Origin of the sequence: Sphingomonas agri (assembly GCF_038148795.1) — a bacterium.
Lineage (GTDB): Bacteria > Pseudomonadota > Alphaproteobacteria > Sphingomonadales > Sphingomonadaceae > Sphingomicrobium > Sphingomicrobium agri.
The window spans coordinates 155,444-166,789 of sequence record NZ_JBAPEU010000002.1; the positions used below are offsets into that span (position 1 = coordinate 155,444).

At 62.8% G+C, this 11,346-nt stretch carries 14 protein-coding genes and 1 tRNA gene; 13 read left to right on the forward strand and 2 right to left on the reverse strand.

Annotated features, from left to right (window positions below; all coding sequences use genetic code 11):
- The first annotated feature begins 6 nt into the window (after positions 1 to 6).
- From ccmC to V8192_RS07575, 7 genes are read left to right on the forward strand one after another with little or no spacing between them, the layout of a single operon-like run.
- On the forward strand, positions 7 to 723 hold the full coding sequence (gene ccmC, locus V8192_RS07545) for a heme ABC transporter permease CcmC (RefSeq protein WP_341632470.1): 717 nt from the start codon (positions 7 to 9) through the stop codon (positions 721 to 723).
- The gene (locus V8192_RS07550) at positions 720 to 848 is read left to right on the forward strand and encodes a hypothetical protein (protein WP_341632471.1); all 129 of its coding nucleotides are present in this window, start codon (positions 720 to 722) and stop codon (positions 846 to 848) included. Before ccmC ends, V8192_RS07550 begins: the two co-directional genes overlap by 4 nt.
- On the forward strand, positions 845 to 1,285 hold the full coding sequence (ccmE, locus tag V8192_RS07555) for a cytochrome c maturation protein CcmE (protein ID WP_341632472.1): 441 nt from the start codon (positions 845 to 847) through the stop codon (positions 1,283 to 1,285). Before V8192_RS07550 ends, ccmE begins: the two co-directional genes overlap by 4 nt.
- Entirely contained in the window at positions 1,282 to 3,216 is a 1,935-nt protein-coding gene (locus V8192_RS07560) for a heme lyase CcmF/NrfE family subunit (RefSeq protein WP_341632473.1), read from the forward strand. Before ccmE ends, V8192_RS07560 begins: the two co-directional genes overlap by 4 nt.
- Positions 3,213 to 3,740, forward strand: a complete 528-nt coding sequence (locus V8192_RS07565; protein ID WP_341632474.1) for a redoxin family protein — start codon at positions 3,213 to 3,215, stop codon at positions 3,738 to 3,740. The genes V8192_RS07560 and V8192_RS07565 overlap by 4 nt, the downstream gene beginning before the upstream one ends.
- A complete protein-coding gene (locus V8192_RS07570) occupies positions 3,737 to 4,147 on the forward strand; it encodes a cytochrome c-type biogenesis protein (protein WP_341632475.1) in 411 nt (136 codons plus the stop codon). The genes V8192_RS07565 and V8192_RS07570 overlap by 4 nt, the downstream gene beginning before the upstream one ends.
- Entirely contained in the window at positions 4,147 to 4,782 is a 636-nt protein-coding gene (locus V8192_RS07575; protein ID WP_341632476.1) for a tetratricopeptide repeat protein, read from the forward strand. Before V8192_RS07570 ends, V8192_RS07575 begins: the two co-directional genes overlap by 1 nt.
- On the opposite strand, the gene ald is transcribed toward V8192_RS07575, so the two are convergent.
- Entirely contained in the window at positions 4,761 to 5,867 is a 1,107-nt protein-coding gene (gene ald / locus V8192_RS07580) for an alanine dehydrogenase (RefSeq protein ID WP_341632477.1), read from the reverse strand. The two genes, V8192_RS07575 and ald, sit on opposite strands and share 22 nt — an antisense overlap.
- 177 nt (positions 5,868 to 6,044) lie before the next feature.
- On the opposite strand from ald, the gene V8192_RS07585 reads away from it, so the two are divergent.
- The 3 genes from V8192_RS07585 to V8192_RS07595 are packed head-to-tail and all read left to right on the forward strand — an operon-like array spanning position 6,045 to position 9,071.
- On the forward strand, positions 6,045 to 7,985 hold the full coding sequence (locus tag V8192_RS07585; protein WP_341632478.1) for a potassium transporter Kup: 1,941 nt from the start codon (positions 6,045 to 6,047) through the stop codon (positions 7,983 to 7,985).
- A 31-nt stretch (positions 7,986 to 8,016) separates the two neighbouring features.
- Complete coding sequence (locus V8192_RS07590) at positions 8,017 to 8,580, forward strand: PRC-barrel domain containing protein (protein WP_341632479.1); 564 nt, start codon at positions 8,017 to 8,019, stop codon at positions 8,578 to 8,580.
- Positions 8,565 to 9,071 (forward strand): 2'-5' RNA ligase family protein, encoded by a 507-nt coding sequence (locus V8192_RS07595; RefSeq protein WP_341632480.1) that lies wholly within the window; start codon positions 8,565 to 8,567, stop codon positions 9,069 to 9,071. Before V8192_RS07590 ends, V8192_RS07595 begins: the two co-directional genes overlap by 16 nt.
- Here the strand turns inward: V8192_RS07595 and V8192_RS07600 are convergent.
- The gene (locus V8192_RS07600; protein WP_341632481.1) at positions 9,068 to 9,493 is read right to left on the reverse strand and encodes a DUF3775 domain-containing protein; all 426 of its coding nucleotides are present in this window, start codon (positions 9,491 to 9,493) and stop codon (positions 9,068 to 9,070) included. The genes V8192_RS07595 and V8192_RS07600 overlap by 4 nt on opposite strands.
- Before the next feature lie 129 nt (positions 9,494 to 9,622).
- Between V8192_RS07600 and V8192_RS07605 the strand changes: the two genes are divergently transcribed.
- The 3 genes from V8192_RS07605 (at position 9,623) to V8192_RS07615 (ending at position 11,337) form a co-directional block, all read left to right on the forward strand.
- Positions 9,623 to 9,699, forward strand: a tRNA-Met gene (locus tag V8192_RS07605).
- A gap of 248 nt (positions 9,700 to 9,947) precedes the next feature.
- A complete protein-coding gene (locus V8192_RS07610; protein WP_341632482.1) occupies positions 9,948 to 10,691 on the forward strand; it encodes a PEPxxWA-CTERM sorting domain-containing protein in 744 nt (247 codons plus the stop codon).
- Positions 10,692 to 10,833: 142 nt separating this feature from the next.
- Positions 10,834 to 11,337 carry a L,D-transpeptidase family protein gene (locus tag V8192_RS07615; RefSeq protein ID WP_341632483.1) on the forward strand — a complete coding sequence of 168 codons (504 nt, stop codon included), beginning with the start codon at positions 10,834 to 10,836 and terminating at the stop codon, positions 11,335 to 11,337.
- The last annotated feature ends 9 nt before the right edge of the window (positions 11,338 to 11,346 follow it).

Here is an 11,346-nt window from a genome sequence, read left to right on the forward strand (position 1 = left end):
GGCTCAATGCACGCCCTGGCAAATCCTGCGCGATTTCTACGCATCGCCCGTCCGGCAACCACCTGGTTGCTGCTGGTCGGGCTCACGTTCACCGTTGGAGGAATTGCGGCGGGACTCACGCTGACCCCGCCTGACTACCTCCAGGGGGAAACCGTCCGGATCATGTACGTCCATGTCCCGTCGGCCTGGATCGGAATGGCGGGCTGGGGAGGGATTGCTGCGGCCTCCATCAGCCAGCTTGTATGGCGCCATCCGCTTGCGTCGATCGCCGGGAGAGCTGTCGCCCCGGGCGGCGCGGTGTTTGCCGCCATTTGCCTCATCACCGGTTCGATCTGGGGTCGCCCAACCTGGGGAACCTGGTGGGAATGGGACGGCCGCCTTACCTCGATGCTGATCCTGTTCTTCCTCTATCTTGGATATATTGCGCTTGGCTCGGCCGAGCGCGAGCGCGGCGGGGACGGGCGGATCGCCGCAATCTATGGCCTTGTGGGCGCGATCAATCTGCCGATCATCCATTATTCGGTGCTGTGGTGGCGAACGCTCCATCAGGGCGAGAGCATCGGCATCACGGGCTCGACCATCGCGGCCTCGATCCTGTGGCCCTTGCCGCTGACAATGGTGGGCTTCACCTGTCTGTTCGGCGCAGCCACATTGATGCGGATGCGCGCGGAACTTGCTGAAACCAAGCTCGAGGCGCGAATGCGGCGTATGGGTCGGTCATGAACCCGTGGCCGTTCGTTTTCGCCGCCTACGGCATCGCGACAGCACTGACGATTGCCCTCCTCTTGTGGGCATTCGCCTCGATGCGGCGCGCTGAAGCTGCAGTCGAGGCGCTCAAGACCAAATGAAAGCCAAGAATCAGCGCCTGGTGCTGCTTGCGGCTGCCGTTGCCGCAATCCTCGTCGCGGTCCTGCTCGCGATGTGGGGCCTCAGGAGCCAGGCATCTTTTTTCTACACCCCCGCCGACATTGCCGCCGGCAAGGCGGCGAACGGCGAGGCGGCACGCCTGGGCGGAATGGTCGAGAAGGGATCTGTCGAACACGAGGCTGACGGGGTGACGATCCGCTTCACGCTCACCGACGGCAAGGCGCGCACGCCGGTTACCTTTCGAGGCATCGTTCCGGATCTCTTCCGCGAGGGAAGCGGAGCGGTCGCGGAAGGACGCCTGGTTCACGGGACTTTCGTTGCCGACCAGATCCTTGCCAAGCATGACGAACGCTACATGCCCCCCGAACTCGGCAATCTCGCCGCCGAACACAAGGCGGGGAAGACCCTCGAAAAATGATTGCCGAAGCTGGTCTTGCGGCGCTCTGGCTCGCAGCGGGACTTGCCGCGCTGCAGTTCGTGCTGATGGTTCTTTCGCTAAGGAGCAAAATCGAGGTTGCGCGCGCCATGCGGGGGGTCGCGGTAGTGCAGGGGGTTCTCACACTCGCCGCCTTCGCCATGCTGGTCATGGTATTTGCACGGAGCGACATGTCGGTCGCACTGGTGTTTGAGAACAGCCACAGCGCCAAGCCCTTCATCTACAAGGTCGCCGGCACCTGGGGAAACCACGAGGGCTCGATGCTCCTCTGGGTCACGATCCTCGCGATCGCGGGAATGTTCGTGGCTCTATTCTCGCGACGGACAAGCGAACGGACGCTGGTGGCCGGCCTTGGTAGCCAGGCCGTTCTGGCGCTCGGTTTCTACGGCTTCCTGCTGATCGCCTCCAATCCGTTCGCACGATTGTTTCCCGCGCCGCCGGACGGACAAGGCCTCAATCCGCTTCTTCAGGACCCCGGCCTGGCCTTCCATCCGCCCACCCTTTATCTCGGCTATGTCGGTTTATCGGTTGCGTTCAGCCTTGCCGTAGGCGCTCTTTTGACCGGCGAAGTCGACAGCCGCCTCGCGCGGGCAATGCGCCCCTGGGTGTTGGGGGCCTGGATCCTTCTGACGCTTGGAATCACCGCAGGCAGCTACTGGGCTTATTACGAGCTTGGCTGGGGCGGCTACTGGTTCTGGGACCCTGTCGAGAATGCCTCCCTGATGCCGTGGCTCGCGGCGACCGCTCTTCTCCATTCGCTCAATGTCCTCGCGGCGCGTGGAGCCCTCAAGGCGTGGACGATGATGCTTGCAGTCATCGCCTTTTCGATGTCGATGGTCGGAACCTTCCTCGTTCGCTCGGGCGTCCTCACCTCGGTCCACGCTTTTGCGATCGATCCCGAGCGTGGCACCTTCCTCCTCCTGCTGCTCGCGATTTACGTGGGAGCGGCATTCATCCTGTTCGCACTTCGCGGCGCAACCTTGAAGGAAGGTGCGCCATTCGAGCTGGTGAGCCGCGAAAGCGGCCTGGTCGCCAACAACCTGATCCTCAGCGTCATTCTCGGGATCGTCTTCGTTGGAACGCTCTATCCGCTGTTCGTCGAGGCAGCGACGGGCGAGAAACTGTCGGTGGGTGCGCCCTATTTCAACGCGGTCGCCGGCCCGCTCGCGCTCATTCTCGCCTTGCTCGTCGGCGTCGGACCGTTGCTCAGCTGGCGCCGGGAGCGGAGGCCCGTCGTCAGGCTGTTGACGGTGCCTGCGTTACTGGGACTGGCAGCGCTCGCAATCACCATCATCCTGTCACCCGACATCGGGCTTCTGCCTAGGCTCGGATTCGCCGTCGCTGCCTTCCTCGCAAGTGCAAGTGTGGTGCCACTGACCCGGCGAAATCCCCTGCGTGCACCACTTGCGACCTGGGGCATGGTGCTGGCGCATTTCGGCATCGCCGTGGCACTCGCCGGGATGGCTGCGAACGGTGCCTTCACAAGCGAACGGCTGGCGATTGCGAAACCGGGTGAAATCCTTCCCGTCGGACCCTGGATGGTCCAGCTGCAGGATGTCACTCCAACGGCTGGAAAAAACTGGACCGCGGTCGAGGCGGAACTGCGCGCCAGCCGGGGTGCCGGAGCGATCTCGCTGAAACCGCAGACGCGATACTTCTCGGACCCGCCGACGGAAACCAACGAAGCGGCCATCAGGACTTTCTGGAATGGGCAGCTCTACACGGTCATCGGGAAACCCGACGCCTCGGGCGCATGGCAGCTGCGTCTTTGGTGGAAACCCTTCGTCACCCTCATCTGGGCCGGAGGCGCACTGATCGCGCTCGGCGGCGCTCTTGCGCTGCTTGGCCGCCTTGGCGGTATCCGGCTTCCCAGACGTGCAGCCGCCGAATGGCGCCGGGAGCGCTACACATGAGCCGCGGCCTGCGCTTCATACCGATCATTCTGCTCTTGTGGCTGGTGGCTGGATTTGCATGGCGCCTGATCAAGCCTGCGGACCCTGCAGTTCCCTCGCAGATGGTCGAACGCTCCTTGCCCAGCTTCAGGCTTGCAGCCGCGGTTCCCGGAAAGGCCGGCTTGGGCTCCTCCGATCTTGCATCAGGAAAACCGCGGCTGCTGAATATATTCGCAAGCTGGTGCGTGCCGTGCGCAGGCGAGGCCCCGGTGCTCGGCGAGCTCAAGCGCCGCGGCGTGGAGATCGACGCAATTGCTGTCCGCGATACGCCCGGTGCAATCGGCGGATTCCTCAGCCGGCATGGCGATCCCTACGCCCGCATCGGATCCGACCCACAGAGCGAAACCCAGATCGCGCTTGGCTCCTCCGGAGTTCCCGAGACATTTGTCATCGACGGCCACGGAGTTATCAGGCGCCAGTATATCGGCCCGCTGACCGCGGCCAACGTTCCTGGAGTTCTTCAAGAGCTGGAGCAGTTGCGGTGAGGCTGCTGCTCCTTCTTCTTGTCTTGATCATCGCCCGACCTCTTCAGGCGGACAGCAACCTGCCTCCCGCTTATTGGGCCGACCGCCAGCTGCCCGATCCGCGGCAGGAAGCCCAAGCGCAGGCATTGATGTCGGAACTGCGCTGCCTCGTCTGCCAGGGCCAATCGATTGCCGATTCAGACGCCGAGCTCGCAGGCGACATGCGCGATCTTGTTCGTCGCCGGATCGCCGCCGGTGAAAAGCCGTCCGCGATCCGCGCTTGGCTCGTCCAGAGATACGGCACTTGGATCAGCTATAAGCCGACTGCCGAGCCGGCCGCGTGGCCGCTCTGGCTTGCGCCGTTCGTCCTCCTCCTTGCCGGTGCCTGGCTGATGCGCGGCCGCGTCGGGTTTGGGAGACGCCGCTGATGGGCTGGATGATCCTCTTCCTCCTCGTTGGCGCGAGCCTTGGCGTCCTATGGCTGCTGAGCGTCCGCGGCGGGCTCCTCACTGCGAGCGCTGCCGCTTTGCTCCTGGGCGCCTCTGGCTATGCGCTTCAGGGGCGACCCGATACTCCAGGGGCGCCGGCGCAAGGCGGTGAAGGTCACGATGTCTTCCCGCTGACGGATGCTCGCCACGCATTTTTTGGCTATTTCACGCCGGCTGAAAGCTGGCTGCGAATGTCGGAAGCCCTGGCGCGCGACGGCAAGAGCGAGGACGCCGTCGGCATCCTCCAAAATGCGGTGAAGCGCTATCCGGGCGATCCCCAGCTCTGGATCGGCCTTGGTAATGCGCTGGTCGATCATGCGAGGGGCATCACGCCGCCGGCAGAGCTTGCGTACAAGCGCGCAGAACAGCTCGTCCCCGGACACCCGGCAGCGCCGTTCTTCTACGGACTTGCGCTTGCACGTTCCGGAAACCGGACCGCAGCCGTGCAAATGTGGCGGGAAATCCTGAAGACAGCACCGAAGGATGCCCAGTGGCGGCCGTTGGTCGAAAAGGGCGTGGCGGCGCTCAGCGAAGGGCCGAGCGCCGGTGCAACTCAGCCGGCAACAGGCTCGTAGGCGAGCTCCAGCGCTTCAGCTACTGCCTGGTGGCGGATCTTGCCTCCCGAGACATTGAGTCCGTTCGCAAGATCGCGGTCACGCAGCATCGCTTCGTCTGCGCCAAGGTTGGCAATCTTGAGGGCGAACGGAAGTGTCGCATTGTTGAGCGCGAAGGCGCTCGTCCGTGCCACTGCTCCCGGCATGTTCGCGACGCAATAATGAATGATGCCATCAACCTCGTAGACGGGGTCTGCGTGGGTGGTCGCGTGGGACGTCTCGAAGCAGCCTCCCTGGTCGATCGCGATATCGACGAGGACGCTGCCGCGCTTCATGGTATTCAACATCTCGCGTGTCACAAGCTTGGGTGCTGCTGCGCCCGGGACCAATACTGCGCCGATCACCAGCTCGGCTTCCTTGACTGCGTTCGCGATGGCTGCGCGGGAAGCATAGGCGGTCTTGATCTGGCTCGAAAAGAACATGTCGAGCTCGGCTAGACGGTCGTTGTTTATGTCGTAGATGGTCACGTCGGCGCGCATGCCGGTCGCCATCTGAGCAGCATTCACGCCCGATACGCCGCCGCCAAGGATAGCAACCTTCGCGGGCGCAACTCCGGGGACGCCGCCAAGGAGCACGCCTCGGCCGCCCTGTTCCTTTTCGAGATAATGGGCGCCGACCTGAACGGACATCCGGCCTGCCACCTCGCTCATCGGCTTCAACAGCGGCAACGAGCCGTTCCGGCCGGTCACGGTCTCATAAGCGATGCACGTGGCGCCCGACTTCATCAGTCCTTCGGCCTGCGGCTTGTCGGCTGCGAGGTGGAGATAGGTGAAGAGGATCTGGCCCGGCTTCAGTAAGGCGATCTCGCCGGCCTGCGGTTCCTTGACCTTCACGATCATGTCGGCAACGCCAAACACCGATTTCGCGTCAGGAAGGATTTTCGCACCTGCTTTCTCGTAAGCTGAATCAGGGCAGTCGATGCCGTTTCCGGCCTTGGTTTCAACGAAAAGCTCGTGACCGTGAGCAACCAGTTCGGCCACCGAAGCGGGCGTCAGCCCGACGCGATATTCGTGGACCTTGATTTCCTTTGGCACTCCGATGCGCATTTATTCGTTCGCTCCGTTCGAGATGGTTGAGCGGGCCTATAGACGCGCTTTTCGCCCCTGTCCCGTCCGATTGCGGGCCCGGAACGGCAGTGCTACGGAGCGCCATCCGTGATCGACGATCTCGCTCGCGGCACAGGGGATGCGAGTTCGCAGTCTGTCGGGTCTGAACCTCAAAGCATGAACATCACCGCGACCGGGGGCGCAGTAGCCGAAGCCCCGCAAGACAGCGCGCACGGCCATGCCCAGGGGCCGATCTACAAGCTCGCGATGGGCGCCGTGGGCGTGGTTTTCGGCGACATCGGCACCTCGCCGATCTATTCCTTCCGCGAGACCTTCGCGGGTCATCATCCGCTCACTCCGGACCAGTTCCACATTCAGGCGGTCCTCTCGATGATCTTCTGGTCCATGATGATCGTCGTGACGCTCAAGTACGTCATGATCATCATGCGGGCCGACAACAAAGGGGAGGGGGGAAGTCTTGCCCTTCTTGCCCTCATCAACCGGACGATCAGCGGCAAGAAGAAGTGGGCGAGCGGCATCGTCATGCTCGGCGTGTTCGCAACTGCGCTCTTCTACGGCGATTCAATGATCACACCTGCGATCTCGGTGCTCTCTGCAGTCGAGGGTCTCACGACCGTCAATGCGGGCCTCGAGCCGTTCGTCATTCCGATCGCCCTTGGAATTCTGGTCGGCCTCTTTGCCATCCAGGCCAGAGGGACAGCCCGCGTGGGCGCAATGTTTGGTCCCGTGATGCTGGTCTATTTCGCTGCCCTGGCCGTCCTTGGCGTCATGCACATCGCGGGCCGTCCGACAATCGCCCTTGCAATGATCAATCCGGCCAACGCAGCCTCCTTCTTCCTCGAAGAGCCGCTCAAGGCCTTCCTCGCCATGGGTTCCGTCGTCCTCGCCCTAACCGGCGCCGAGGCGCTCTACGCGGACATGGGCCACTTCGGCCGGCGTCCGATCAAGATCGCCTGGCTTTACTTCGTGCTTCCAGCATTGCTGCTGAACTACATGGGTCAGGGAGCAATGCTGCTCTCGATGCCCGCAGCGCAGGTAGGAACGGCCGTCAAGGATCCCTTCTTCTACCTCGCGAGCGACGGCCTGAGGCTACCGCTCGTACTGCTCGCGACCGCAGCCACGATCATTGCCAGCCAAGCGGTTATTTCCGGAGCCTTCTCGGTGACGCAGCAGGCGATCCAGCTGGGTTTCGTCCCGCGTCTCAGGATCACCCACACAAGCGAGGCGGCTGCGGGGCAGATCTACATACCGCTCGTCAATTGGGCCCTCATGATCATGGTCCTCCTGCTGGTCGTGACCTTCAGGTCTTCGTCCAACCTCGCGGCGGCCTACGGCATTGCCGTCACGGGTGCGATGCTGATCGATACGGTGCTCATCGCGGTCGTTCTCATCACCATGTGGAAGTGGAACCGCGTCCTCGTGATCGCGCTGCTCGTACTCTTCTTCGCAGTCGATCTTGGGTACTTCAGCTCGAACCTCACCAAGATCCCTGCAGGCGGCTGGTTCCCGCTGCTGGTCGGCGCGATCGCCTTCACCTTCCTCACGACCTGGGCAAAGGGGCGGCAGCTCATGATCAGCCGCATGAACGAGGCAAGCCTGCCGATGGAGATCTTCATCAAGTCGGCCGCTCCGAGCGCTGCACGAGTGCCGGGCACGGCGGTCTTCATGACCAGCTCCTCAAGCGGTGTACCCCATGCGCTGCTGCATAATCTCAAGCACAACAAGGTCCTGCACGAGCGGGTGATCTTGTTGACCGTCCGCATCGAGGACGTTCCCTACGTCGCCGAGGAGAAGCGGCTCGAAACCCAGGACTATGGGTCGGGCTTCTATCGTGTCGTGCTGCGCTACGGCTTCATGGAGGAGATCGATGTCCCGTCGGCGCTTGCGCAGTTGAAGGGCATCGGGACGCAGTGCCGAATGATGGACACGAGCTTTTTCCTCGCGCGGCAGACACTTCTTGCTTCCTCGCGCCCGGGAATGGCGATCTGGCGCGAGAAGCTATTCGCCTGGATGCTGCGCAACGCTGAAAGCGCGATGGAGTTTTTCAAGCTCCCCACGAACCGCGTCGTAGAGCTCGGAAGCCAAGTCGAGATCTGAACCATTAGCGCCGTCCGCGCATTGCGGCGGCATGGCTGACACCATCTCATGGGTCGCGACCGTTGCGACGATCATTGCCGCGTCGATGACTGCGGCAAACCTAGGCTCGCGCGTGACGGGTTATGGTTTTGTTGTTTTCACGCTGGGCGCGCTTTGCTGGATTGCAGTAGGCGCGATGACCCACCAGCCCGCGCTTCTCTGGACCAACGCCGTCCTCACCTTTCTCGATATATTCGGCATCTGGCGCTGGCTTGGACGGCAAGCCGAGGTGGAGGAGGGCGCACGCGCGGCATCGGAGGCAAGCGAGAAGACTCCGGGCGAAGCCCTGTTCCCGATCTCGATGCTGTCGCGAGCCCCCGTTGTTGCTCGAGGCCAGGAGCTGGGGCACTGCATCGAGGGGATGGCAGGCTGCTCGAGCGGCCGTCTCGACTATATCATCGTTTCGCGGGGCGGGGTCGCGGGAATGGGGGAAATTCTTCGCCGTCTGCCCTGGGATGCGGCGCAAGTTGACGGGCAAAGGGTGATCACGGATTTGACCGAACGGCAATTCGAACAGCTCGAGAAAGTCGCCAGGGACGAGTGGCCGGCGCGCTGATCGTTACCGCTGATATCGCTGCTCCCGACTTGGCGTGGCTAGATCAGCTTCGCCGCGCCTACTACCCGCCGGAGCGCAACCGGCTGCCCGCGCACCTCACGATGTTTCATGCCCTTCCCCCATCGGCTGAATCCGAGGCAAGGTCTGCCTTGGCGCGCCGTTCTGCCGAAGTGGCCCCGCGTGCTTCGATCGAAGGCCTGATGGATCTTGGAGGCGGAGTGGCATTCCGAATTGTCTCGAGCGATCTTGATCGGATCCGCGATGAACTTGCCGAGGAATTTCACGGCCTTCTCGGGACGCAGGATCTGGGGGGGTGGCGTCCCCATGTCACCATTCAGAACAAGGTGACCACCAGGGATGCGCGAGCCCTTCTTGCGAAGCTCCGGCCCGAGTTTCGGCCTCGATCGCTGAAGATCAGCGGTCTTGGCCTGCACCGCTACCTGGACGGTCCGTGGGAAAATCTCGCTTCGATGAGGTTCCGCGGAAGCTAGGAGAGGTCGCCGATTCCATTGCAGCTGAGATCGAACGCGGCGAGGCCCGATTCCAGCACGGAGGCGAGCATCGGCTGTTCCATCAGTTCACTGATCGCGCCCTCGGCGCCTTCGCTGACAAGATCCTGAGCCTCTCCCATGGCCTCGTCCCAGTCGGCCGCTTCGTAGGTCCCCTGGCCGACCCAGGAGAAGGCAATCACCTCTGCTAGCTGGTCCTCGCCGAGATCCTCGAACGCGGCTTTTAGCTCTTCCTCGACGCTGTCGTTGATCTCATCCTCGAGGACGGAGAGCGCTCCTTCCTGCTCGTCGTCCACATTGTCGGGATCTTCGCCGCTGTCGTAATCGCTCGCAGTCTGCGCTTCATATTCGCGCGCCCTAAGAATGATTCGGCACAGCGTGTCGAGCGGAGTTAAGGGGTCCATCAAAGCCTCTTCCTGTTCCCCGCTCAACGAGAGCAGCCGTAACCGGTTCCTCGCGTTGACCGACTGTACACCCGAACCTATATGCCGCGCCTCCGGCGCCTCGGATCGAGGCGAATCCGACGCTTTTGGGGCGGAGTAGCTCAGCTGGTTAGAGCAGCGGAATCATAATCCGCGTGTCGGGGGTTCAAGTCCCTCCTCCGCTACCAAATCCATTCGATCGCGAACTTTGGTTGCGCACCCTTCTTAGGGACTGGCGCCAAGGGAATTTATCCACAGCTTTCACGAAGACAGAGTAGGGCGGCCGGTTGCCGGAAACTAATTCGAATTTAGAAGGTTAACGTTAATCTAACAGCGCAGAGGTAGGCTTTGTTCGGGCCTTTCGTCCTTCTGATCGCCCCAGACCCATCGCGAACGTGATGAGCGGGGCACAGCACGAATCGTTGGCAAGGCAGCGATGACCACCGCAGCCGCTCCATCAGCGTCGACGGCGTGGCTATCCGTACACCGACGCTGGATCGCTGCGACCATCCTGGTGCTTGCGGTAGCGACAGCGGTTTCGATCGCGATTTTCCGGTCGGGCGGTGGGAACGAGGGCATCTCCCCGGCTGGCCAGAATATCGCCAATAGCATCGGCAATGGAGCAAAAGCGGTCGGTACCACGGTCGCATCCTTGTTCGGCCTTCGCTCGCCCGGCGAGAGGGCTGCAGGAACGCTTGCCAATCTCAAGCACAAGCGCTTGCCGGTCCTTCACGAGCGGGCATTGCCAAAGGTCCGAAGACTACCCGGGCACGCAGCGCCGCTTGCCGCGGCTCCAGCGGGCCCCGCCGGGCAGGAGTTGCTGCCCGCCAATCCGCTCTACAATATCGTGGGCGGAACTCCCGAGGGCGTACCGACGATAATCGCGACGGAAACGCCCCCGTTCGGCATTCTCCCCGGCGGGCCAGGCGTAATCATCGGATCGCCCGGAACCCCAGGATTGCCGGGTACGCCGGGCGTTCCGGGAACACCAGGGACACCAGGAACTCCGGGCACGCCTGGAACTCCGGGCACGCCTGGAACTCCGGGCACGCCTGGAACTCCGGGAACTCCGGGCGTTCCGGAACCCGGGACGTGGGCAATGATGCTGGCAGGATTCGTCCTCATCGGATGGCATCTCAATCACGGGCGCCGGTTCGCGCTCAGGGCAGCATCGAACTGAGGTGACACGGCTGCCGGTCGTCGTCTCAGCCTCCCTCGTCGGACTGGCCTGCCTCCTTGGATGGGCCTGGACGCCAACAGCACCAACGAAAGGCGTGCATCACCAGTTAGCGGCGAGATCTCCACGATCCTCGCCAAAGCCGATGGAAGGGCGAATATTTCTCAGCGCAGCGCAGCTCGCGCAGGCGCGTTCAGCCGGCACGGTGGACCGGCCTGTCCGCTCTCTGCTCGCAGTTACCGCGCCAATGAGCTTTGGCGACTATGTATGGAATGAAAAGGGGATCGGGGCCGGTTCGACCTGGGTCCGCGTGGACCTTCGTTCACAGCTCATCTCGGTCTTTCGGGGCGGCGATGAGATCGGCACTGCAGTGATCGTCTACGGTGGAGACAACAAGCGGACTCCGGCAGGTGATCTCCACATCCTGGCGAAGGCGCGTGAACATCGTTCTTCGCTCTACGATGCGTCCATGCCCTATACGCTCCGGCTGACAGGGGACGGCGTATCCATCCATGGCAGCAGCGTCAGATGGGGAGCCGCCACCCACGGATGCATCGGCGTGCCTTTGCCCTTCGCGCAGCGATTGTTCGACGCGGTAAAGGTAGGAGACGAGGTCGAGGTCGCTTCGCCCAGCCGAAGCGCGACGTAAGTCACTCGT

Excerpts from the sequence above, each read along its gene's own strand:
- ccmC (WP_341632470.1), top strand. The coding sequence starts at position 7 with ATGCACGCCCTGGCAAATCCTGCGCGATTTCTACGCATCGCCCGTCCG.
- V8192_RS07550 (WP_341632471.1), top strand. The coding sequence starts at position 720 with ATGAACCCGTGGCCGTTCGTTTTCGCCGCCTACGGCATCGCGACAGCA.
- ccmE (WP_341632472.1), top strand. The coding sequence starts at position 845 with ATGAAAGCCAAGAATCAGCGCCTGGTGCTGCTTGCGGCTGCCGTTGCC.
- V8192_RS07560 (WP_341632473.1), top strand. The coding sequence starts at position 1,282 with ATGATTGCCGAAGCTGGTCTTGCGGCGCTCTGGCTCGCAGCGGGACTT.
- V8192_RS07565 (WP_341632474.1), top strand. The coding sequence starts at position 3,213 with ATGAGCCGCGGCCTGCGCTTCATACCGATCATTCTGCTCTTGTGGCTG.
- V8192_RS07575 (WP_341632476.1), top strand. The coding sequence starts at position 4,147 with ATGGGCTGGATGATCCTCTTCCTCCTCGTTGGCGCGAGCCTTGGCGTC.
- ald (WP_341632477.1), bottom strand. The coding sequence starts at position 5,867 with ATGCGCATCGGAGTGCCAAAGGAAATCAAGGTCCACGAATATCGCGTC.
- V8192_RS07585 (WP_341632478.1), top strand. The coding sequence starts at position 6,045 with ATGAACATCACCGCGACCGGGGGCGCAGTAGCCGAAGCCCCGCAAGAC.
- V8192_RS07590 (WP_341632479.1), top strand. The coding sequence starts at position 8,017 with ATGGCTGACACCATCTCATGGGTCGCGACCGTTGCGACGATCATTGCC.
- V8192_RS07600 (WP_341632481.1), bottom strand. The coding sequence starts at position 9,493 with ATGGACCCCTTAACTCCGCTCGACACGCTGTGCCGAATCATTCTTAGG.
- V8192_RS07610 (WP_341632482.1), top strand. The coding sequence starts at position 9,948 with ATGACCACCGCAGCCGCTCCATCAGCGTCGACGGCGTGGCTATCCGTA.
- V8192_RS07615 (WP_341632483.1), top strand. The coding sequence starts at position 10,834 with ATGGAAGGGCGAATATTTCTCAGCGCAGCGCAGCTCGCGCAGGCGCGT.